Source organism: Bdellovibrionota bacterium (assembly GCA_040386775.1).
Taxonomy (GTDB): Bacteria; Bdellovibrionota; Bdellovibrionia; order Bdellovibrionales; family JAEYZS01; genus JAEYZS01.
In genome coordinates, this window is the sequence record JAZKEU010000008.1 from 231558 (window position 1) to 251920 (window position 20363).

At 37.6% G+C, this 20363-nt stretch carries 24 protein-coding genes and 1 tRNA gene; 10 read left to right on the plus strand and 15 right to left on the minus strand.

Features of this window, described 5'->3' with window-relative positions:
- Positions 1 to 124: 124 nt before the first annotated feature.
- From map to V4596_04055, 3 genes are all read right to left on the minus strand, one after another.
- Positions 125 to 898, minus strand: coding sequence for a type I methionyl aminopeptidase (gene map / locus V4596_04045; protein MES2768295.1), 774 nt, complete (start codon positions 896 to 898; stop codon positions 125 to 127).
- A 125-nt stretch (positions 899 to 1023) separates the two neighbouring features.
- Positions 1024 to 1323 carry an SWIB/MDM2 domain-containing protein gene (locus V4596_04050; protein ID MES2768296.1) on the minus strand — a complete coding sequence of 100 codons (300 nt, stop codon included), beginning with the start codon at positions 1321 to 1323 and terminating at the stop codon, positions 1024 to 1026.
- Between the two features lie 269 nt (positions 1324 to 1592).
- On the minus strand, positions 1593 to 2129 hold the full coding sequence (locus V4596_04055) for a DnaJ domain-containing protein (GenBank protein MES2768297.1): 537 nt from the start codon (positions 2127 to 2129) through the stop codon (positions 1593 to 1595).
- Positions 2130 to 2224: 95 nt separating this feature from the next.
- Here V4596_04055 and V4596_04060 point away from each other — a divergent pair, with 95 nt between their 5' ends.
- Genes V4596_04060 through V4596_04070 form a run of 3 tightly spaced genes read left to right on the plus strand, consistent with a single transcriptional unit; the run spans position 2225 to position 4337 of the window.
- Positions 2225 to 2479 carry a hypothetical protein gene (locus V4596_04060; protein MES2768298.1) on the plus strand — a complete coding sequence of 85 codons (255 nt, stop codon included), beginning with the start codon at positions 2225 to 2227 and terminating at the stop codon, positions 2477 to 2479.
- A gap of 11 nt (positions 2480 to 2490) precedes the next feature.
- Positions 2491 to 3498, plus strand: coding sequence for a ferrochelatase (gene hemH / locus V4596_04065; GenBank protein ID MES2768299.1), 1008 nt, complete (start codon positions 2491 to 2493; stop codon positions 3496 to 3498).
- Positions 3498 to 4337 (plus strand): hypothetical protein, encoded by an 840-nt coding sequence (locus tag V4596_04070; GenBank protein MES2768300.1) that lies wholly within the window; start codon positions 3498 to 3500, stop codon positions 4335 to 4337. The genes hemH and V4596_04070 overlap by 1 nt, the downstream gene beginning before the upstream one ends.
- 24 nt (positions 4338 to 4361) lie before the next feature.
- Here V4596_04070 and V4596_04075 read toward each other — a convergent pair whose 3' ends face one another.
- The 5 genes from V4596_04075 to fumC all read right to left on the minus strand — a co-directional run bounded on the left by V4596_04075 (position 4362) and on the right by fumC (position 10286).
- Positions 4362 to 5276, minus strand: a complete 915-nt coding sequence (locus V4596_04075) for a serine protease (GenBank protein MES2768301.1) — start codon at positions 5274 to 5276, stop codon at positions 4362 to 4364.
- A gap of 30 nt (positions 5277 to 5306) precedes the next feature.
- Complete coding sequence (locus V4596_04080; protein MES2768302.1) at positions 5307 to 5627, minus strand: BolA family protein; 321 nt, start codon at positions 5625 to 5627, stop codon at positions 5307 to 5309.
- Positions 5628 to 5913: 286 nt separating this feature from the next.
- Positions 5914 to 7932 (minus strand): UvrD-helicase domain-containing protein, encoded by a 2019-nt coding sequence (locus V4596_04085; GenBank protein ID MES2768303.1) that lies wholly within the window; start codon positions 7930 to 7932, stop codon positions 5914 to 5916.
- A 36-nt stretch (positions 7933 to 7968) separates the two neighbouring features.
- Positions 7969 to 8877 carry a hypothetical protein gene (locus V4596_04090; protein MES2768304.1) on the minus strand — a complete coding sequence of 303 codons (909 nt, stop codon included), beginning with the start codon at positions 8875 to 8877 and terminating at the stop codon, positions 7969 to 7971.
- Positions 8877 to 10286: a class II fumarate hydratase gene (fumC, locus tag V4596_04095; GenBank protein ID MES2768305.1), complete on the minus strand. Its 1410-nt coding sequence runs from the start codon at positions 10284 to 10286 to the stop codon at positions 8877 to 8879. The genes V4596_04090 and fumC overlap by 1 nt, the downstream gene beginning before the upstream one ends.
- Before the next feature lie 92 nt (positions 10287 to 10378).
- Here fumC and V4596_04100 point away from each other — a divergent pair, with 92 nt between their 5' ends.
- Both V4596_04100 and grxC read left to right on the plus strand, forming a co-directional pair.
- A complete protein-coding gene (locus tag V4596_04100) occupies positions 10379 to 10834 on the plus strand; it encodes an EVE domain-containing protein (GenBank protein MES2768306.1) in 456 nt (151 codons plus the stop codon).
- A gap of 50 nt (positions 10835 to 10884) precedes the next feature.
- The gene (gene grxC / locus V4596_04105) at positions 10885 to 11136 is read left to right on the plus strand and encodes a glutaredoxin 3 (protein MES2768307.1); all 252 of its coding nucleotides are present in this window, start codon (positions 10885 to 10887) and stop codon (positions 11134 to 11136) included.
- Positions 11137 to 11531: 395 nt separating this feature from the next.
- Here grxC and V4596_04110 read toward each other — a convergent pair whose 3' ends face one another.
- The gene (locus V4596_04110) at positions 11532 to 12002 is read right to left on the minus strand and encodes an OmpA family protein (GenBank protein ID MES2768308.1); all 471 of its coding nucleotides are present in this window, start codon (positions 12000 to 12002) and stop codon (positions 11532 to 11534) included.
- 68 nt (positions 12003 to 12070) lie between these two features.
- On the opposite strand from V4596_04110, the gene V4596_04115 reads away from it, so the two are divergent.
- Positions 12071 to 12147 (plus strand) — tRNA-Val (locus tag V4596_04115).
- Between the two features lie 19 nt (positions 12148 to 12166).
- Here V4596_04115 and V4596_04120 read toward each other — a convergent pair.
- From V4596_04120 to V4596_04135, 4 genes are all read right to left on the minus strand, one after another.
- On the minus strand, positions 12167 to 12712 hold the full coding sequence (locus tag V4596_04120) for a YdcF family protein (protein MES2768309.1): 546 nt from the start codon (positions 12710 to 12712) through the stop codon (positions 12167 to 12169).
- 13 nt (positions 12713 to 12725) lie between these two features.
- Complete coding sequence (gene lipB, locus V4596_04125) at positions 12726 to 13253, minus strand: lipoyl(octanoyl) transferase LipB (GenBank protein ID MES2768310.1); 528 nt, start codon at positions 13251 to 13253, stop codon at positions 12726 to 12728.
- 103 nt (positions 13254 to 13356) lie between these two features.
- Positions 13357 to 14283 (minus strand): hypothetical protein, encoded by a 927-nt coding sequence (locus tag V4596_04130; GenBank protein ID MES2768311.1) that lies wholly within the window; start codon positions 14281 to 14283, stop codon positions 13357 to 13359.
- A gap of 111 nt (positions 14284 to 14394) precedes the next feature.
- On the minus strand, positions 14395 to 15639 hold the full coding sequence (locus tag V4596_04135) for a M64 family metallopeptidase (GenBank protein MES2768312.1): 1245 nt from the start codon (positions 15637 to 15639) through the stop codon (positions 14395 to 14397).
- A gap of 176 nt (positions 15640 to 15815) precedes the next feature.
- On the opposite strand from V4596_04135, the gene V4596_04140 reads away from it, so the two are divergent.
- Positions 15816 to 16052, plus strand: a complete 237-nt coding sequence (locus V4596_04140; GenBank protein MES2768313.1) for a hypothetical protein — start codon at positions 15816 to 15818, stop codon at positions 16050 to 16052.
- Between the two features lie 82 nt (positions 16053 to 16134).
- On the opposite strand, the gene V4596_04145 is transcribed toward V4596_04140, so the two are convergent.
- Positions 16135 to 16719 carry a DUF3341 domain-containing protein gene (locus V4596_04145; GenBank protein ID MES2768314.1) on the minus strand — a complete coding sequence of 195 codons (585 nt, stop codon included), beginning with the start codon at positions 16717 to 16719 and terminating at the stop codon, positions 16135 to 16137.
- A gap of 62 nt (positions 16720 to 16781) precedes the next feature.
- On the minus strand, positions 16782 to 17150 hold the full coding sequence (locus tag V4596_04150) for a BON domain-containing protein (protein MES2768315.1): 369 nt from the start codon (positions 17148 to 17150) through the stop codon (positions 16782 to 16784).
- Positions 17151 to 17571: 421 nt separating this feature from the next.
- On the opposite strand from V4596_04150, the gene V4596_04155 reads away from it, so the two are divergent.
- The 3 genes from V4596_04155 (at position 17572) to V4596_04165 (ending at position 20341) form a co-directional block, all read left to right on the plus strand.
- Positions 17572 to 18018 (plus strand): AgmX/PglI C-terminal domain-containing protein, encoded by a 447-nt coding sequence (locus V4596_04155; GenBank protein MES2768316.1) that lies wholly within the window; start codon positions 17572 to 17574, stop codon positions 18016 to 18018.
- A gap of 36 nt (positions 18019 to 18054) precedes the next feature.
- A complete protein-coding gene (locus tag V4596_04160) occupies positions 18055 to 19347 on the plus strand; it encodes a DNA polymerase (GenBank protein ID MES2768317.1) in 1293 nt (430 codons plus the stop codon).
- A gap of 235 nt (positions 19348 to 19582) precedes the next feature.
- Positions 19583 to 20341 carry a lytic transglycosylase domain-containing protein gene (locus tag V4596_04165; GenBank protein MES2768318.1) on the plus strand — a complete coding sequence of 253 codons (759 nt, stop codon included), beginning with the start codon at positions 19583 to 19585 and terminating at the stop codon, positions 20339 to 20341.
- Positions 20342 to 20363: the final 22 nt, after the last annotated feature.

Sequence of the window (20363 nt, forward strand, 5' to 3'; positions counted from 1 at the left end):
CTTTACAAACTTTGTAGTCAGGTTTTTTATTTTTAGTCATAGGTAGTCCTTTAAGAGTTTTTGCAGTATCTAACATTTTATCTCCGGTGTTTTTTTATTTAGTGCTCACTCCAGTGAGCACTGTTTAAGGTGTCGTTAATATCTCATAGCCTGTGTCGGTGATCAACACTGTGTGCTCGAATTGTGCGGATAGCGCACCATCTCCTGTTTTGTAGTACTTTATACTCGACCCAGGAATGTCGAATTCTATAAGCTCTGAATCTGTTTCGTTGATCATGGGCTCAACTGTTATGCAAGTGAAGGGCTTTAAGATCTCGCCACGGCCTTTTTTGCCAAAAGAAGGTACAAACGGGTCAAGATGAAAGTTCCTACCAATACCGTGCCCACCGATCTCTTTAACAGCAGCATAACCAATTCTTGTGACATACTTATTGGTTTCAAAACCAATGTCGCCTGTGAATCCGTTAGGAGTAATGGCTTCAATGCCTTTAATCATGGCTTGTTCAGCCGCTTCCGTAAGTCTTTTTGCTTTATCGCTCACGTTACCTACAAAAAAAGTCTTTGAAGTGTCTCCATAGAAGCCACCAAGCAGTGCTGTAACATCCACATTCACGATATCCCCATCTTTCAATATGGTTTCATCTGGAAACCCATGACAAATTACATCGTTGATTGAGGTGCAGCTTGCCCACTTATAACCGTAATAGCCTATGGTCGCGGGAACGGCGCCGTTTCTTCTCATGAAGTCATCAACGATTTTATCGATTTCAATAGTCTTAATACCTGGTTTTACATATGGAGAAACGTGATCAAGAGTTCTTGCAGCCAACTGACAAGATTTTTTCATTTGCTTGATGTCATCAAGGGTTAATACTTGTGGTTTTTTATCGTAGGTCATTGAGAAATTTTATGTTACCGACTTTGAATATTCAATGAAATACAGATTTTAAGTAATTTTTGGACATAAAAAAACCCGTATATTGCTATACGGGTCCTCAATAAATTAAAAGTTATTCTAAACGACTATTTCAAGTGCTTAGAAACAAACTTTGTCATTTCAAACATAGAAACTTGGTTTTTCCCGAAGATAGGCTTTAATTTGCTATCAGCGTTGATGTTTCTTCTGTTTTTAGAATCTTGAAGATTGTTCTTCTTGATGTAAGCCCAAAGTTTTTTAACAACTTCAGTTCTTGGAATAGCTTTAGTTCCGATAACTTCAGCAAGAGCTGCAGACGGAGTTAAAGGCTTCATGAAAGCTGCATTCGGCTTTCTTTTAGTCTTAGCTTTTTTAGGAGCTGCAGCCTTCTTAGTTGCTTTTTTCATAACTTTCTTTGTAGCTTTTTTAGTAGCTTTCTTCTTTGCCATTTGTGATTTCCTCCATAAATGGTTGGTTTATTAGTTCGTGCTAGATAATCATAACTATTTAAAAGCTGTTGTCCAAAGAAAAATACAAAAAAAATCACTTTTTTTTCGTGGTGTCCCGAGAGCATGTCTCTATGGGTAGATAAAAATATAGGATTTTTCTCTCGAGAAATCGACTAAACAAGAGGATTTTCCCTCGAGAATTGATCAAAAATTTGCTTATTTTGCATTCATTTTGTGAGGCGGAAGAGCATTCTTAGAGTGTCGTAGCTCTCTGAAAGCACTCTGAAATCCTCTTGTGACTGCTTCTGCACAGAGGGGATTTCGTTAAAATGCCTATCGGGATGAAGCTTCATCGCAAGTTTTTTATAGTCTTTCTTCAAATCTGACCCGCTCATGCTCATGAATGATCTTGCACCCTGTGCGTAAAAAAACCTTACAGCAGTCTTGTCTTTTTCCAAGAGAATGTGAGTTAAGAACTCATTCAACTCGATTTTCTCCCTCTCAAGTCTTCGTGCTGCAATCACTTTTGGATCCTTCTTATATATAGAATAAGAAAACTCTCCCACTTTGGAGGAATGCTTTTGTCCTTGAGAGACATCCGGAGATATATCTGCGGGAGAGCTCAACCATCTCAACAACTCCGCACTCAAACCTGAATTTTCAGAGCGAGCGGAGGTCTCTTCTTCGGTTTCTCTGCCGATTTCACTTCTGTGAAGATCCTCTTTTTTAAGCTTTTCTTGAAGTATTTTACTGAACGAACTCATACCTCTTTTTCGGAGTTTCCCCTCTGGTAATGAGGCCAGGATTTCTAGAAATGATTTTACTTGTATTCATTGCCAAAATATCTCAAGCTTAATATATGAGTCGTCAAAACAACGTTAAGAGCAATCCTGCCAAACACATCCAGATTCCTTCTAATTTGAAGGATACTCTTATACAACTTGAGGGGACTTTGTCAGAGTGGGAAAAGATTTCCCCAGACGGTCAACCAGATATATCCAGCGAAGAGTCTAGACTTGAGCACGACAGAGAGGTCCTTGAAAAGGAGCTTCAAAAAAAGGCTCGAGTAATACTCAATCAACTCAAAGATCAAATCGAAGAACTCTCTGAATAATCGAGGTTTCCATGAGAGGCATTTTACTCGTTAACCTAGGCAGTCCCAAAGAACCCACTATCCCTGCTATTAGAAAATACCTGAGTGAGTTTTTGATGGATCCCTATGTTTTGCAAATGCCTTCGCCACTGAGAGCTATGCTAGTCTACGGAATTATTCTTCCCTTTAGACCAAAAAAGACCTTAAAAAATTATCTAAAAATTTGGACAAACGAAGGCTCACCGCTCATTGTTGAGAGTATAAAACTCAAAAATAAGCTTCAAAAGCATTTTTATAATAAAGATTCAGACATGCACGTGGAAGTTGCTATGAGGTATGGCGATCCCTCCTTTACCCAAGCTCTAGATGTCTTTCGCTCTAAAAATATCCGTGATGTACGAGTTATTCCTCTTTATCCACAGTATGCAATGTCCTCGACTGGAACTGTGGAAGCAAAACTCAAAGATCTGAATACAAAGGACTTTAACCAATTCTTTAATTTTAGTTTCGTAAAGGATTTCTTTAACGACAAAAAATTTATTAATCCTCTAATTGAGACTACAAAAATGCACTTAACAAATGCAGACTACGACCATTTATTAATTAGCTTTCACGGTCTCCCTAAAAGTCATCTAGGTGAGAAGGTAGAATCTAGTGTTTGCAAGTTTGAAGCTTCCTGCTGTGAAGCTATTTCTGAAAAGAACAGATACTGCTATCGAGCTCAGTGCTATGAAACCGCAAGACTACTCACTCAAGGCCTAAATCTTTCTAAAGACAAGTGGTCCGTGAGTTTTCAATCTCGTTTAACGAGAGGTTGGATTGAACCTTTCACGGATCAAATTATAGAAAATATGTCAAAAAACGGAATTAAAAACTTAGCCGTCGTTTGTCCTTCATTTGTCTCTGATTGCTTAGAGACTCTGGAGGAAATTAAAATTGGAGAAAAAGAACGCTTTTTACAAGCTGGCGGTGAGAAATTTTATTATATTCCATGTGTGAACGATTCGGATTCATGGGTTACAGCCTTAGGTGAACTGTAGTGGCATCTACTAAAACCACAAAGACAAAACGTAAATTCAAAAGAACTGACACTCCCTCTCGTAAAGAGAAAAAACAAGAAGACCCTTTAAGTACAAAATCTGACCGCAAGGGTGTTTTAGGTACCATTGAAAGCTTTTTAAGAAAATTTAGAAATTTTGCATTTCTTTTGATGCTTGCGCCTATTGCTGTTCTTTACATTTTTTGCATTGGTGTCTCTATCACGCCTGGAATTTTGATATTCAAAGAAATGAACGAATACGCAGCTGCCTATCCTGTTTTAGAACAAAGCTTTATTCTTGGGTTTTCGATTGCAGCAGGAATTATTTCTTTCTGGACGACAATGATTTTTATCATTCCACTTGTGAATCTCCCTTTTTTACCATTGGTACAGCCACAAAAAGGAACTTGGTTTTCTTTAAATGTGATTCCTTGGTATTATCATAATGCCTTAGCTCAACTTGCAAGATACACCGTGCTGGATTTTGTAACTCCAACGCCACTCAATCTTTTGTTTTATAGAATGATGGGAATGAAAATTGGAAAGGGTGTCGTGATAAATACATCTAATATTTCCGATCCATGTCTGATCACACTCGAAGACTACGTCACCATCGGCGGCTCCGCTACGATCTTTGCTCATTACGGAATGAAAGGTTATTTGATCGTAGACCGCGTTCATATTAAAAAAGGAACAACGATCGGGTTGAAAGCTAGCGTAATGGGGGATGTGATCATCGGAGAGAATGTAATGGTTACCCCTCATACCGTGATAATGCCAAAATCTCGTATACAAAACGACACTATGGTGGGCTTCAAAAGCTCAAGTCCTAGCAATTAGATTTGGTTTGTATTTAAAATAAATTTAAAATTTAATACGAGTTATTCTATTCGCATCCATAGTGGCCGTACATCCTTCAGACTTTTTACAAACCAAAGTACGATGGCATTTTTGGGTTTCATCGAAAGTAAAATCTCCAATTATTCTTGGATCTGCACTATTGTTATTAGGAATGTCTCCTTGCCCTCTCACAAAAATACCTTCGACATCTAAGGTTTTAGCATTGAAAACAGGACTACCCGAATTTCCATGAAAGCAATCCAGATTTGTAGAGAAAAAAGAAGGATCACCATTTCCCAATACATTTCTGTCGGGAGAAATTTTTTGAGGAAGTCCCCGCGGAAAACCTAGCATAAATATTTTTTCTGAATCGGCAATTTTTCCGGACTTTCTATATTTTAACGGTTTCCTATCTTTAACTAACTTTGAAAATTTTAAAACTGCATAATCATCCGAAGAGCTATTCGGATCGAATACCAATTTTGCAGGTTTAATGCACTCATGAACTGAATTTTCACTCAAAATGATTTGAGTTTGGTTCTGAGAAGTCATTCTGTGATCAAATATAATGTAGTAATTTTCACAAAAGTTTTTTACAGCAACGGGACTCACGCAATGACCAGCTGTTACGCCCAAACCCGATTCAATAAGAAACCCTGAACAACGAGTTCCGACTGAAAACTGCTCAGCAAAAGGCTCTCCGGGACAAAGACCAACTGCATCCTTTAGCGCAGTTCTATTTGAAAACTCAAACTGACCATCACTGCGTTTCGTGAGATTTGCTTTAGGAATAAACGTAAAAACTGATTTAGCCAATTCTTGAATGGAAGGATTCTGGATTTCATAAAAATCAAGGCGTTTGTCTTTTTCAAAAACTAAAGCAAAAGCCTCACCTGCTATAAGAACAGGAAATAAGTAAAGTAATAATTTTTTAAACATAGCAATCCCCTTTGATTCATCTCATTTTAATTATTTTTTACTACCACCATGACAGTCTGGAGATTCGAAAGCAGCTTGTTCTTTGACATACTCTTCTGGAGTCAACAGTCTCATCGTCAGTGCATGCACTCCGTTTTTAAGCTCCTCAGTAAGCAAATCATAAATTTTTCTTTGCCTTTGGACTCTGTTCAAACCCACAAACAGATCACTCACAAGAAAAAGCTTAAAGTGTGTTTCCGAGTTTTGAGGAACTGAATGGTTATGACTTTCATTAATTAGCTCAACAAAGGAAGGTTTTAATGAATGAATTTTGTCTTCGATTTTATTTTGGATTTTCCCTTGAATCGCCATAGAGATATTATGTAACAGAAGCTTAAGTAAAAATCAATTTATAGAAATGACGTATTACCGGCGTGAGCTAAGTATATTAAAACCCCACCCAGCGCCAGTAATACAAGTATCCCCTTAAAAATCCCAATTACTAAATTCCCCACGAGCTTCAAAGATAGAGCACTGTTTTTGAAATGGCGAACTCAAATTTCAAAAACAAAACTCTTACAATGGTGTCTTATGAAATTAGTTCGTATGAAAAAAACGCCATATATATGGTTATTATCATAGCAGCCAAGGAATCAAACTACTTATTTCCATCAAGTTGCTTCATCAAATCCGAGAGCATTTTCTTTCTTTGATCGACCGCCAGAGGGCGATGTCCAGTGTTGAATCGTTGATAGTACTTGGGATTTGCCTCTTCGAGGAACCTTGAAGGAATTCTATAAACCCACTTCCCATTGATTTGGCGTTTTTGAGAGTAGGTCATAATAAGGTGCTGTTGAGCCCGAGTAATCCCTACATAAAAAAGCCTGCGCTCCTCTGAAATATCTCCACCCAATCTTTTGTGAGGTAAAATATCTTCTTCTAAGCCTATTAATATCACACAAGGAAACTCTAGCCCCTTGCACGCATGAAGGGTCATCAACTGAACTTCATCCTTTTCTCGATCTTCATCCTCTTGATCTCTTAAATCCAAACTCGTAATAAAATCATCAAAAGTTGGCAGATCACGTTTTCTTTTTTCAATAAATCGATCCATCCAACGAGCATAAGCTTCAACCAAATTCCAACGCTTTTGTCCCATCAACTGATCTTTAGAAATATCATTTAAAAGCTGCCTGTATCCGACTTGCTCCATGGCCTTCAAAAGTAATTGTCCAGGAGTGAAACTTGTATTCGTTAACATCTCTTTTTTTAAAGACTCTAAAAAGTTATATAGAGAATCGATTGTTTCCCCGGCCTTAGGACTCACACCTGCCAGTGCCCAGTTCATTGCGCATTTATAAAAAGTCGAATTGAGGGCTTTAGAGTTTTCTACGATTTTTTCTAAAGTAGTTTCTCCTAAGCCTCGAGATGGAGTATTGAATATTCTACGAAAATCTACATCGTTTGGCTTAAAAGCACATTTCATGTACCCATGAACATCCTTGACTTCTTTTCTTTCAAGAAAACTCATCCCACCAGAAATTTTATAAGGGATTTGTTTTTCTCTCATTGTAGATTCTAACAAAGCTCCTTGAGCATTCGCCCTAAAAAGAACAGCAATCTCTTTATTTTTATAACCCTTTTCTTTGAAGCTTTGAATTTCTCTAGCAACGCCTTCAATTTCTTCCATATCCAAATCAAATTTAAATACCTCCGGAAGAGCTCCAACAGAGATATCTTTATTTTTAGGATTAACTAAAATTTTACCATGTCTCTTATCATTTTTAGAAATCACATTATTAGCTAAATTTAAAATATGCTCCGTTGAACGATAGTTTTTTTCTAATCTTACCACCAAGCAGTCTTTGTATTTTTTCGGAAAATCTAAAATATTTTGAACTTGAGCGCCTCTCCAACCATAGATGGATTGATCATCATCTCCTACAACTGAAATATTATTATTTTTTTGTGAGAGAAGTTGCACAAGTTTCATCTGGCCAATATTCGTATCTTGGAATTCATCCACCATCAGTTGCTGCCAAGTATCTTGTTCCTTTTCGAGTACAGCGGGATGAGATTTGTAGAGATCAATCACCTTTAAAATCAAATCATCAAAATCGACAACTCCTAATAATTCCTTTTTTCTCAAATATTTTGGAAGCAACCACTCCGTTGTAATGTCGTATTCTTGATCTGTCTTAGATTCTTTTTGATTTACTTCTCTCCAACGAGACATTTGTGCGATCAAAAGATCTGGATCGAATTTATCTTTTTTGTAGAGATTGTAGTCTTTTAAAATTTCCCTAATAACTCCAGCTGAATCCTGCTGATCCATAATTCCAAAATGCTTCGGAAGATTAGCTTCTTTATGATAGGTCTTAAGCGTTCTCACACCAAAAGAATGAAAAGTCCCTGTATAGAGCTGCTTGTTCACTTTAGGAAAATTTTTACTGAGCTTAACTTCAACTCTATGCTTGAGTTCCCTGGCAGCCTTATTTGTAAAAGTAAGCACACACATATTTTCAGGTCTAGTGATACGTTCAGAAATCAATCTTCCTGTTCTTGCCACAAGCGTTGTGGTTTTGCCGGACCCTGCACCTGCCAAAATCAACATGGGCCCAAAATCATGTGCCACAGCTTTTTGCTGTTCTTCATTGAGTCCATCGTACCAATTCATATAGAACACCAATTCATTGCTATTTTTCCACTTCGATTATTTTCGAGAACTACTTTTTATTTTTATGGTCTTTGATGCCTTAGGTTTTCTTTTGTAGAGGTTAATAGATTCACCAATTCCTTTATTGAGAATTTCAATGCCCGAGAGATAAATTTTCTCTTTTTGATCTTCTAATCTTTTTTGCAATTTCTTAAGCGCTTTTTCGTCTTTTGGATCTAAAGTGCCAATAGATTTATAATTGTTTAAGAAACTTTTTTCTGAAATCATTTTTTTATCTAAAATCTGCGGCCACATTTTTGAGTCTACCAAACAACAATATGTTACGCTATTGGAGTAATCATGAAGAGGTGTAAAGGTAGTAATCAATTGAAACTCTCCATAGCTCGGATGTAGTTTCAACGCAGGCGAGTGCCACTGAGTTACGCCATACAGTCTTTCAATATTTGCATACCAAAGACCAAAAGCCTTTGATAAAAAACCCAAAGACTTGTACTGCTCTTTTTTATCTAAAATAGAATTCACCGATGCTAAATTGTGGGCCATCCATGTTCCCGTTTGAACCGTTGGAATTACTATAAATAAAGAGATAGGAGTCCATTCTTCCAACGGATTAACTCTTAGTTTTCTTTTTAATTTTACAGGCAGAGATTCCGTTCTCGCAGCAAAACCAGCAATGATTCCTGGTAAAACTCCGCAATCATAAAATACCCATGGCGGAGTTACCATTTGCTGTTTGCCAAAAGCAATCGCATCAAGATTCATAATCGCATGCCCAAAATGCGATTCTTTCATCTTTAATGAATCCTTAACTAAAAAATTATTACTGAACCAAGGAAACTCATGAAGAGATCCTGGTTGAAGAATCCTATTTTCTTGTCTAACAAAGACATAGGGCTTTATGTTTTTATCTGAGAGCCATTCAGGCTTAGGAATATTTTCGAGCATCATCCACCAGAGCCAATCTTACCTTCTTGTGGTGCAATCATTTGTTCAGGTCTAACGACCTCATCAAACTTCTTTTCATCCATAAGACCCAACTTCACCGCTTCTTCTTTGAGCGTAGTTCCGTTTTTGTAAGCTTCTTTTGCAATTTTCGCAGCATTGTCATAACCGATGTGAGGGTTAAGAGCCGTCACAAGCATCAATGAATTCTCTAAATGTTTTTTTATTTGCTTTTTATTGGCCTCAATTCCATCTAAACAATTTGTTCTAAATGAATTCACACCATCACTCAAAATGCGAATTGAGTTCAAACAATTGAATACAATAAGCGGTTTAAACACATTCAATTCAAGATGTCCCTGAAGCCCACCAACTGTGACTGCCATATCATTTCCAATCACTTGTGCGCAAACCATCGTAAGAGACTCACACTGTGTGGGATTCACTTTTCCTGGCATGATGGAACTTCCAGGCTCATTCGCAGGTAAAATCAACTCTCCAAAGCCCGACCTAGGACCGCTACCTAAAAGTCGAATGTCATTTGCAATTTTCATAAAACTCACAGCCAGAGTTTTTAAGGTTCCACTCAGCTGCACCAAGGCATCGTGAGCAGCCAGTGATTCAAATTTATTCTGACTACTCACAAAAGGTAGTTTTGTTTCGTTAGCGATTTCTTCCGACACCGTCACTGCAAATTTCGGATGGGTGTTTAATCCTGTCCCTACAGCTGTGCCGCCAATTCCCAATTCATATAAGAAAGGGAGATTCTGCTCTACACGCTTGATACCATTTTTAACTTGCACAAGGTATCCTGAGAATTCTTGTCCCAAAGTCAATGGAGTTGCATCCATTAAGTGCGTCCTCCCAATCTTTATAATTTTATCAAATTCTTTTACTTTTTTATCTAAACTTTTTTCGATGTCTTTAAGAGCAGGCAAAAGCTTGTGATGGACTTGTTCAGTCACTGCAATATGCATTGCCGTTGGAAATGTATCGTTAGAGGATTGGGCTTTGTTTACATCATCATTGGGGTGAATTTTTTTAGAACCTAATTTTTCACCCATCAGTTCGGTTGCACGATTAGAAATCACTTCGTTCGTGTTCATATTTGTTTGTGTACCACTGCCTGTTTGCCAAACCACCAAGGGAAAGTGAGCATCAAGTTTTCCCGCAATCACCTCATCTGCAGCAGATTGAATAAACTTTAATTTGTTCTCATCAAGAAGTTTTAACTTTGCATTTGCACGAGCCGCAGATTTCTTTAAAATTCCTAAAGCTCTGATCATCTCTCTTGGAAAATGGTCATTACCAATCTTAAAGTTTTGCAATGACCTTTGTGTCTGTGCTCCCCAATACTTGTCTGAAGGAACCTGAATATCACCCATTGAATCGTTTTCAGTTCTAAAACTCATAATATCCCCTGATTTTTATATTGTACATAAGTACAATAGTAACCCCTCTTCAGCGTGACAATATAAAAAGTGAGTTATAGAATGAGCGTCATATGAAGTATTGGCTAATGAAATCTGAACCTGATGTATTCTCCATAGACAACCTAGAAAAGAGCAAAACCACTCTCTGGGAGGGCGTGCGCAATTACCAAGCAAGAAACTTTATGATGAAAGATATGGCTCTGGGCGATCAAGTACTCTTTTACCATTCAAATGCCGAACCCCCAGGCATCGCAGGGATTGCGGAGGTATCAAAACTTCCTCTACCTGATCCTCTTCAATTTGACAAAAAAAGTGAGTACTTTGATCCCAAAGCCACCAAAGAAAAGCCCATATGGTACTGCGTAGAAGTGAAATTCAAAAAAAAATTTAAAAACCTATTTTCTCTGAGTGAAATAAAAAATGACAAGAATTTGAAGAACATGATTGTTATTCAAAAGGGCTCTCGCCTGTCCATCAACCCAGTTGACAAAAAAGATTTCGAGTACATAGTAAAGATGCTCTCATAGAGAGAAACCAAAGGAGACAGTAGTCGCTACAGCAACTACTAAAATAAGAAATGGCAAATATCATTGTATACTCAAAAAACTTTTGTCCTTACTGCGATCGTGCAAAAAATCTTTTAAATAGAAAAGGTGCGAAATTTGAAGAGAGAAATATTGACGGGAACGCAGAAGAATTAAAAAAATTAGTCGAGAAAACAGGATTGAAAACTCTTCCTCAAATTTTTATCAATGACAATTTGATAGGTGGATTCGATGACATGAATGCTCTAGACAAATTGGGAAAGCTTGATGCTCTTTTGAAATAAATATTTTTTGAATATTTACAACATAGTATTAAAAAAACATATACCGCTCTCACTCAAATCAAATATGGGATCTTTGGAGCCCCAAGAACTATTCGCAAACAAATAATTACTTATAGTAAAAATAAAATCTTTCGATTTGTATTTGTGAGGCTTTCTTCATAAAACATAAGTATTCCGAGGGGTCGGAATATTGGTTGGTAAGTGTTGGTTAGTAATGTGGTTTAGTTAGGTGCAAAGACCGGAAACGGTCATCAATCGTGGGGCTTATGAGAGTGGGCGTTCAAGGGGGTAGTGGTTTTAGATTTCAGGGATTTAAAACTATGATTAGGGGTACAGATCAAAATTCAAGACCTTCTGCAAACGTGAGTTAGTTGTTTGCAGAAGGTCTTTCTTTATTAAAAATTATTTTTTGATACAAAAAGGCGAATTTCTACTCTGCGATTTACAGAAGATTCCCTAGCTTCTTCCACAGGCTCAGTTCCTGCAAGCCATGACGTTCTGATCTTCTTACGATCAATACCAGAGTCTTTCATGGCTTCTAGAATAGCCAAGGCACGTTCCTTTGAAATATCTAAATTATCGTCTTCTGTACCTGTCTGGTCACTATGACCGATGATTTCTATACGATGGTATTTTTTTTGGTTTTTGAGAATGTCTGAAATAATTGTTTGGAAAGACTTTTGGTCTTCCGCTTCTAACTCTGAAGAATTAGGAGCAAAATTGAAAACTCTTTCAGTCATAACCAAAACAGTCGCTTCTTTGTTTTTGGGGCTTTGTTCAGGACTAGGCAGCCCTTGAACTGCGATATTTTTCGCCGCACATGAAGAAAGGAGTAATAAAAGTGCAAATAACCCAATTAGTTTCATCTGAGACATTCTATATAGCGAAAAATATTTGTCAATCCATCCAGAATCATCTAAAAGTTTATCCTAGTGCGCTCGTAGCTCAGTTGGTTAGAGTATGTGGTCGACATCCACAGGGTCCCCTGTTCGAGTCAGGGCGAGCGCACCAATATTAACCGAAGATGAGCCTAAGCTTGTGATTTTTTGTGGCTTGATATCACTAAGTGTTTATATATCAGCAACCTTGCAAGCCTCTCTCTTATGAAAAGATACCAGTTGTTTGAAAAATTTAAGTCTTTTCCATAGCTTTTGGCTGTTAGCTTAAGGATCTTAGCAAAGAAGATTGCTCTCTTTTGATGAAATTCATTAGTCACTACTAATAAATGAGCTTTTGAAAAATTATTTTTTATATAAACAAAAGAATCCCATGTGTTTAGAGAATTAGGATCAAGAAGGATATTTGCTTTTGGCAGCCTCCCTCTTAAATATTTTGACATGGCCGAGATTTCATTTTTATTCTTTTCATCACCGGTAAGAAGAATAGGAATACCAGGAAATGCGATGTACGCACGAACTGCAGCTTCCAATCTATCATTCAACAAAGGACTACTCACACGATCACCACAGCCTAAGACGACAATAAGTTCAGGATTCTGAAAGTTCACGTCTCTTCCAAAATAATAAACGATATATTCTGTAACCAAAACGAGTACCAGTAATCCTAAAATAAACATTTTCAATCCCAACTTATATGTTCTCTAAAAATGCATCAGTCCACCTAGAATATAAGTCCGCCAGGGGCATTTTAACACCATGGTCGGCCACTCTGTCGAAGGTTTCAAGACTAGCTCCGCATGAACGGATCAAAGAAAAATCTTCGGTATCATTTGAAACATTGATTGCGAGACCATGAAAAGCAATGCCTTTTTTAACTCTAATTCCAAAGAAAGCAATTTTGCCTTTTTTTGTATAGATACCCGGAGAATCTTCTTTCGCGAAAGTTTTAATTCCCAATTGATCAAAAAATGCGATTGTCGACTTCTGAAGTGCGCACAAATAATCTCTTACTGTTAAACCATATTCCGAAAGATTTAAGATTGGATATATAACAAGCTGCCCAGGAGAGTGAAGTGTGGCGTGTCCCCCGCGATCGACTTTATAATACTGAATATTAAGGTCTTCTAGAGAATCCAAAGTGATTTTAATTTCTTCTGAGGGCTCGGCACGTTTTCCTAAGGTGATCACAGAAGGATGTTCCACTCCTAATATAGTCATGGATTTTGGATTGAATTCGACTTGATTAACAAATTGATGCTGGAGTTCAAGGGCTATGGAATAAGACAGCATTCCTAGCCATCGTATTGATGGAGCCGGATACTCAGTACAGTTCGACTTTGTCGTTTTCTCTAAAATCGGCTCCAGAATGAACTACTCCTATGGCGCCATCTTTACCAAAATAGCTAACAATTTCAATAGTTCCTTTCATTCGACCTTCTGCGCGTCCTAAAAAAGTTCCTGTTTGTGGGTCAAAGATATCTTGCCCCTGATCCATCACCTTTAAAAGGTCCCCAACTTGGATTCCAGATACTCTACCTGCGTTGATGTAGATTTTTTCACCACGAACCATGGCTATGCGACCTGCCCAGGAGAGCTTTCTCATTGCCGCAGTTAAACCGGGAATCAAACTTTCAAAAGCTTTTTGAACAACTTCGTTAACAAGAACCGGATCATCTTCTAAATCCAAATTACTATATCCACGCTCTGCAAATCTTGTTGTCGTCGCCTCTACTGTTGCAGATCTAATTTCGTTGAAAATCTCTTTCTTACCGTCCACAGCAAAAGCTCTGATTCTAACTTTTGCTTCCACGATAACTTTGATTTTCCTAACGATTCCAACGTCATCACCAACTCTTTTCGTTTTCACTTCTAAGATCTGACCTTCAATAACTCCAGTAACACCTTGCCCCTGAGAAAGCTCACTCACTTTTCCGAGATCATATTCGTAGCCACTTTCAGGGCCTTTTTTAAAAGTTTCAAAATCTTTCGGAAAATCCGAGTTCTTAAGAACAATAAACTCTCCTGTTCTTAAAAGCTCTGTAACAAAAACTCTACGTGCACCATCTAAAACATTTTTTGATTTTTGATTTGCGACATCGACGAAAGGCAAAACAAAAACACGCTTCATCGGCTCATTAGAATTTCTAGCTTTGATGGGAACGTTTCTTTCTGTTGGACCTCTCTGAGGCAATGTGCACGAAGTTAAAACAAGTACTGGAATCAATAGAAGTTTTGAGAGTATTTTCATACTCTTAGGATAACAAAGTTATATAGATAAAATGAAGACCAAAACTACTATGTAGCCAACCTTGGTCTAGGAAAAGGACTTCTTCATGGAATCCACTAAAGCAATAAAACACTATTGAATCGTCCATGTTCTAGAATCAGTCATAAGCTGGGCTCTTTGAACCTCATCGCGGACTTTGGAGGTTTTATCTATTACTTTCACAGTTATTTTATGGGTTCCTGAAGTTAGCCTTAAACTAGCAACCGAGAAATTCAGTTTCTGAGCAGCATTCAGAATTTCATTTCCATTGAGATACCATCTTACATCCAAAGTGTGCCCTATAGGTTGCATTGGTGTGACTCTCAGAATTCGATCTTTTGGATAAGTTCCTGGAGCAGTCGCTGCTTCAATCGGTTTTACTTTTTTGTAAATTGAAAAAATCAATTGCTCTGAGTTCACTTCATAAAAAGGCAAACCCAAAGTCCTCATCTTGGAGTTTTCCGTAGGTCTGTATCCAGAATTTGTATAGCAAGTTCCTTCAAAAGTTTTTATATGATTCAGATCCAGCCAGCGAAACCATTTGGTTTTATTAGCTAGCATTTGTAAGGATGTCAGGCTTGATCCATTGGCTTTGGCTAGACATTCAGAAGAATTCGATCCTACATAGTTGTACTCATCTCCCAGCTTTCCAAAAGTATGTCCAAATTCATGAATTGCGGTTTCTATAGAACTTGGATTTCTTGAAGCCAACGTTCCTACGCCATCTCCCCAGTATCCTGCACCCCCATGCTTCGTGGAATTTGCAATGGCAAGAATCTGATCTACCTTCGGGGCGTTCGCTGCATATTGCTTTGCCTTTTGAATATTTACACAAAGAAGTCTCTCTATTCCACTGCACCAATAATTCATATCTAGAGCGGTGTCTCTCTTACGACCATTAGAAAGATCATTATCCACACCTGACTGAGAAGAAATCACATCTACCCTATGAACATTAAAATAAGATTTATAGGATTTTAAAGGTTCTTGATCTAAAAACTTATTAGAAATGTTTTGAGCGTCTTCTGCATATTGTGAGAGTTGAGATTTCGTGTAACCATCACCGATCAACACTACATTGACTCTGTTTTCTAAACCATTATTTAAAATTGTTTTTACTGAGCTTAATTGGTTGGCAATCACAATACCTTTTTCATATTCTTGAGCTAAAGGATCTAAAAAAATTTGATGATCATTGAATTCACCAAACTCATTTGTTCCTTCGTAATGAACATCTCCATCGTCTGTTACTTCTAAAATATTTTTAGTTTTTGTTTTTTGTAATCCGCATCCCGTAAGGATAAATGCGCTTAATAATAAGCAAACTAGACCCTTCAAACAGCCTCCACTTCACCGATGAGTTATGACTTTTTATATCGGTAAGTAGGTTAGAAAAATGTCGCATATTTCCCATGCCTTGGGGCAAAACAGACAAAGTGCTAGGCTCGGAGCAGCTTTTAATTCATATGAACTGGAATGTGGGTTGCAATTTATTGATTTGAAAAGAGGTATTTATGATTATAACTAAAGCTATTCGATTCTTTAAAATAGGTGTAGTCACTCTGCAAGCAATAACGATTGCCGCTGCTGTATGGGAAGCTTATAAAAAATCAAAAGACAAAAATAGTAATAATTTTGATAAACCTGATTCAGGAAGAAAATATGCCAAAGGCAAAAGAGATATTATAGACGAAACGTCTTGGCAATCCTTTCCGGCAAGTGATGCTCCTGCATCTAATAAATTCAATTGAACTCATTCAATTTAATAATAAAAAAAGCGCATGGAAAAAATCCCATGCGCTTTTCTAAAATAATTAGAGAATTAAGAAATAACTAGAAACGAGATTCCATCTCTCCCCTGTTAATTTCTTTTCTAATTATTTTACTGTCTTTCTCTGATACTGCGGTTACGTCTTTGGCTCCGCCTGATTGAAGAATCAATCTCGCCTTATTCATCCAATTCATGTCATCAGCATGAACAGAGAGAAGCATGGCCCCTTCTTTAACATAGCTCTCGTATTTTTTTGCTTCATCCTCCGGGATGCCTGACCCTACGAGTGCTCCTGCAACTCCTCCTACTGTACCGGCAATCCCTGCTCCAGCAATGGCTGCCATAATAGGACCTGCTGCTACAAAAGGGCCAATTCCTGGAATAGCTAGTGCACCTGCACCTGCCAACCATCCTAAAGCTCCGCCAAATGCAAGTCCTCCAACGGCACCTGTTGCAGCACCTTCCGAAGCCTTAGTTTCTTTTTGATCCTTTTCAAAAAATTCATCGCTTTCGCCGGGAATCAAAACAGAAATATCTGAATTTCTATATCCTTGGGCTTTGAGGTTATCTACCGTTTTTTCCAACTCCATTCGAGTTTCAAAAACACCGAATACTGCTTTTGCTTTTTGGTATTGAGATGTTGTCATTAAAATCCTCCTCCGCTTGTTGCGCTGTAATTATTGTGCTGAAAACTTCTGTTCTCAGTAAGTTATCTTCTAGTTGTATCTACCGTGATCTCATTACGAACAGCTCTGTTCCCTGCAACTCTTTGTGCTACATTAATCAATTGAGTTCTCTCATTTTGAGTTGCAACACTACCTTTTAAAGTTACTGTATTATTAAGTGTAATAACCTCAATATTTTTAGCTGACGTTGAAAAACTATCGTTTTTACCAAGTTCTTCACGAATCAAGCGAGTAACCTCAACATCTTGAGTAGTTCCTGAGCTTTGATCCAAAACGCTGGGATTAGATGCTTCTGTCGGTGCAGTTGTGTATGCTTGTGCGCCTACTCTAAAGCCGCCTATTGAAAAACCCAATAGCACAATTGCTGATAATTTAAGTGATGTTCTATTCATAATTCTCTCCTGTTTACCTTAAGTACTTTTGAGCTTTTATCTACCCTAAAGAATCTTAAGAAATTGATTGTGAGTGCCTATCTGCTTCTTCAGTTCCTATTCGCAAATTTTGTACCTAGGTCTGCACTAAAGGATTTAGATTTGAGTGAATATCGTGCGGACAAATTCCACACTCTAATGAATTTTTACCCCATCTCATTTTGAGGCAACTCCTTAAAATTGAAAAATCAGATTGGGATGTATCATTTTAAGAAAAATTCGTATTCCTGAACAAGAACCCCTCCTTAGCATTTCCGTATTCTTTTAGAGAATTTACCTTTCATGAAAAGTTCTATAAAATATCTAAATAATAATCAAAAAACCAAAATTTATCTTCCTATTACTGTCTATTTGATTGTCTACGGTTTTTTCTAGAGGGTATATGAATAAGAAAAAGATAATTTTATTGTCTCTATCTGTATTTGCAGTTGCAGGATCAGCATACGGAATGAAGTACTATTATGACCACTTTGAAAAACGTGGCGGAAAGATTGTTTCTAAAATTCCAAAGCTTTCACAGGAAGATAAAATTAGAAATATTATCAAGAAAAACCTTAAGGACATTCAAGATTGTTATAATCAACGCTTAGAAGATGGATTGGATAAAAATGGTAAGCTCAAAATTTCTTGGGATATCAATGAAATCGGTATCGCCTCAAATTTCAATGAATCTGACAATGAATTGAATGATACAGAGCTTTATGACTGTAGTTCTCACGCCATCAGCAAGTGGCGTTTCCCTGAAGGAATATATTTTAAAATTAATTATACCTTTAAGTTAAAACAAAAAGAAAAAGGCGATCGTCAAACTGCCTCCACTGTAGAGTAGTTTAGACATACCTGAACTGCTACCTAAAAATGTCTCATGACAACTGTTTTCGAAACTGATAAATCTAGTTTTATGCCTGAAATGAACTCTCAACCGACAGCCTCTCAATCTACAGTTCAGTGGATCTTTGTAGATCTTAATTCTTACTTTGCTGCCGTTGAACAAGAACTCAACCCAAAATATCGTGGAAAGCCATTAGCTGTGCTTCCAACTATGGCAGAAACCACAAGTGTTATCGCTGCAAGTATTGAGGCTAAAAAATTTGGCGTTAAAACCAATGTTCGTGTCAGTGACGCCAGAAGAATGTGTCCTGGAATTATTTTTGTAGAAGCAAACCACAGGCATTATGTAGATTATCATAATCGTATTGTGGAAGCCGTAGAGAGTTGCCATCCGGTTCATGCCGTTATGTCTATTGATGAAGTGGCGTTGAAATTGGGCGGCCGCGATCAAAAATTAGAAAATGCTTTAAAATTAGCAGAAGAAATCCGTGCCAAGATTTTTTCTGTAGGATCACAACTCAAATGCTCCATTGGCCTTTCGACAAATAAACTTCTTTCTAAAGTCGCAAGTGATATGCAAAAACCTAATGGACTTACCGTCATTTTGAAAGAGGACATTCCCAAGAAACTTCTATCCTTAAAACTTCGTGATTTCCCAGGAATTGGTGGCGGCATGGAAGAGCGCTTGAATCTCAAAGGCATTCGCACCGTTCAAGATATGTTCAATCAAGATGAGAAATCGATGAAAAACATTTGGGGCGGAATCGTGGGCCAAAGATATTATCATTGGATTCGCGGCGAAGATCTTGGGGATGCAAAAACTGAAAATACCAAATCCCTCAATCGATCCCATGTGCTTTCACCAGAGTTGAGAACTCAGGCCAGTGCTTTTGGTATTGCTCAAAAACTGCTTCATAAAGCAGGTCTTGCTATGAGGCGAGACAACTATTGGGCTCGCGCCATGTATGTTTCTATACGCTATACCGATCGCACAAAATGGTCGGAAGAAACTCGCATGGATGATTGCCAAGATGTACATGGTCTAAATCACATCCTACAAGATATGTGGTCGAGAAGAAAACAACGAGGAACACCTTTAAAAGTTTCTATAACGCTTTCCAATCTCATCACAAACGAAGAGAGGACATTGTCTTTTTTTGAGAATACCAATCGCACCAAGCTCTCCCACGCCATGGATGCCCTCAATTTAAAGTACGGTAAAAACCTCATATACCTCGCTGGAATGCATGAAACCAAAAAAGGCGCCCCTACACGCATTGCCTTCTCTAATATTCCAGATTTCTCAATAGACGAAGAAAAAGACTAGAGGAGAACTGTCTAAAATCTCACTCTGATATTCACGCGTTATACATGTATGCAAACTTCTTTACACCTGTTCTCCTCATCTGGGATATAACGCTTTTTACATTCTCATAAATAGATTAACTAGTGATTCTAAGCACTTCGATTTTGGCATCACCCTTGCTTTTATATTATGTAACACAACGGGACGTAGAGTTACTGGATGTAATTTAAATGGAACCAAAAGGGAGTTACTAGTTATGAAATTCAATAAACTATATATTACAGCGATTGTGATTGGTTTATTTCACGTACCTAGCACGTCATACCAAACTATTTTAGCAATGCCTTCAGTTGATCTCGCTTCAGTATTTGAACATCAAAAAGAACTTGTTGGTTCAAAGAGACTGCCGAGTGCATTTCAAGAAAACAAAAATGCAGAACAAATCGTTTCTCAATTGGTATTGGAAATTGTGCGCGAGTCACTTCCAAAAAATTATAAAAATCAGTCTGAGAAAGTAGCAAAAACCATCATTGAAGAAGCCAATAAATATGAAATGGACCCATTATTTTTAACGTCCATCATCAAGCATGAATCTGCTTTCAATCCAAAATCCATTGGATTAGTTGGTGAAATTGGTCTTATGCAAATCCGCCCAACTACCGCAAAATGGTTGAACGATAAATATAAAATCGTAAAAAAAGTGAATCTTAAGAATCCAATTACAAATATCAAATTGGGCGCTTTCTTCTTGAACAAATTAAGAGGAAAGTTTGACAACAATAGCCGTTACTACATGTCTGCATACAATATGGGAGCAGCAAAATTAAGACAGAAGTTAAAAGAAAACGTAAAACCTAAGGAATACGTAGGCCATGTGATGAAACACTATGTGAAATATATGGAACGCCTAGAAGTTGCGGCAGAAAAATCACTTCAGTTGTCAGAAGCAGAAATGATGATCAGAACAGCTCAACTCTGTAACGGAATCCCGGCGAAACACTTAGCTTACAACTGATTTATATCTTATCGAATTATTT

What these genes read in the sequence shown, in the direction of transcription:
- V4596_04155 (MES2768316.1), top strand. Translation starts at nt 17,572, where the DNA reads ATGAATAAGAAAAAGATAATTTTATTGTCTCTATCTGTATTTGCAGTT.
- V4596_04160 (MES2768317.1), top strand. Translation starts at nt 18,055, where the DNA reads ATGACAACTGTTTTCGAAACTGATAAATCTAGTTTTATGCCTGAAATG.
- V4596_04090 (MES2768304.1), bottom strand. Translation starts at nt 8,877, where the DNA reads ATGCTCGAAAATATTCCTAAGCCTGAATGGCTCTCAGATAAAAACATA.
- map (MES2768295.1), bottom strand. Translation starts at nt 898, where the DNA reads ATGACCTACGATAAAAAACCACAAGTATTAACCCTTGATGACATCAAG.
- V4596_04100 (MES2768306.1), top strand. Translation starts at nt 10,379, where the DNA reads ATGAAGTATTGGCTAATGAAATCTGAACCTGATGTATTCTCCATAGAC.
- fumC (MES2768305.1), bottom strand. Translation starts at nt 10,286, where the DNA reads ATGAGTTTTAGAACTGAAAACGATTCAATGGGTGATATTCAGGTTCCT.
- V4596_04055 (MES2768297.1), bottom strand. Translation starts at nt 2,129, where the DNA reads ATGAGTTCGTTCAGTAAAATACTTCAAGAAAAGCTTAAAAAAGAGGAT.
- V4596_04050 (MES2768296.1), bottom strand. Translation starts at nt 1,323, where the DNA reads ATGAAAAAAGCAACTAAGAAGGCTGCAGCTCCTAAAAAAGCTAAGACT.
- V4596_04085 (MES2768303.1), bottom strand. Translation starts at nt 7,932, where the DNA reads ATGAATTGGTACGATGGACTCAATGAAGAACAGCAAAAAGCTGTGGCA.
- V4596_04165 (MES2768318.1), top strand. Translation starts at nt 19,583, where the DNA reads ATGAAATTCAATAAACTATATATTACAGCGATTGTGATTGGTTTATTT.
- V4596_04080 (MES2768302.1), bottom strand. Translation starts at nt 5,627, where the DNA reads ATGGCGATTCAAGGGAAAATCCAAAATAAAATCGAAGACAAAATTCAT.
- V4596_04110 (MES2768308.1), bottom strand. Translation starts at nt 12,002, where the DNA reads ATGAAACTAATTGGGTTATTTGCACTTTTATTACTCCTTTCTTCATGT.
- V4596_04145 (MES2768314.1), bottom strand. Translation starts at nt 16,719, where the DNA reads ATGACAACATCTCAATACCAAAAAGCAAAAGCAGTATTCGGTGTTTTT.
- V4596_04130 (MES2768311.1), bottom strand. Translation starts at nt 14,283, where the DNA reads ATGAAAATACTCTCAAAACTTCTATTGATTCCAGTACTTGTTTTAACT.
- V4596_04120 (MES2768309.1), bottom strand. Translation starts at nt 12,712, where the DNA reads ATGTTTATTTTAGGATTACTGGTACTCGTTTTGGTTACAGAATATATC.
- grxC (MES2768307.1), top strand. Translation starts at nt 10,885, where the DNA reads ATGGCAAATATCATTGTATACTCAAAAAACTTTTGTCCTTACTGCGAT.
- lipB (MES2768310.1), bottom strand. Translation starts at nt 13,253, where the DNA reads ATGACTATATTAGGAGTGGAACATCCTTCTGTGATCACCTTAGGAAAA.
- hemH (MES2768299.1), top strand. Translation starts at nt 2,491, where the DNA reads ATGAGAGGCATTTTACTCGTTAACCTAGGCAGTCCCAAAGAACCCACT.
- V4596_04075 (MES2768301.1), bottom strand. Translation starts at nt 5,276, where the DNA reads ATGTTTAAAAAATTATTACTTTACTTATTTCCTGTTCTTATAGCAGGT.
- V4596_04060 (MES2768298.1), top strand. Translation starts at nt 2,225, where the DNA reads ATGAGTCGTCAAAACAACGTTAAGAGCAATCCTGCCAAACACATCCAG.
- V4596_04150 (MES2768315.1), bottom strand. Translation starts at nt 17,150, where the DNA reads ATGAATAGAACATCACTTAAATTATCAGCAATTGTGCTATTGGGTTTT.
- V4596_04140 (MES2768313.1), top strand. Translation starts at nt 15,816, where the DNA reads ATGATTATAACTAAAGCTATTCGATTCTTTAAAATAGGTGTAGTCACT.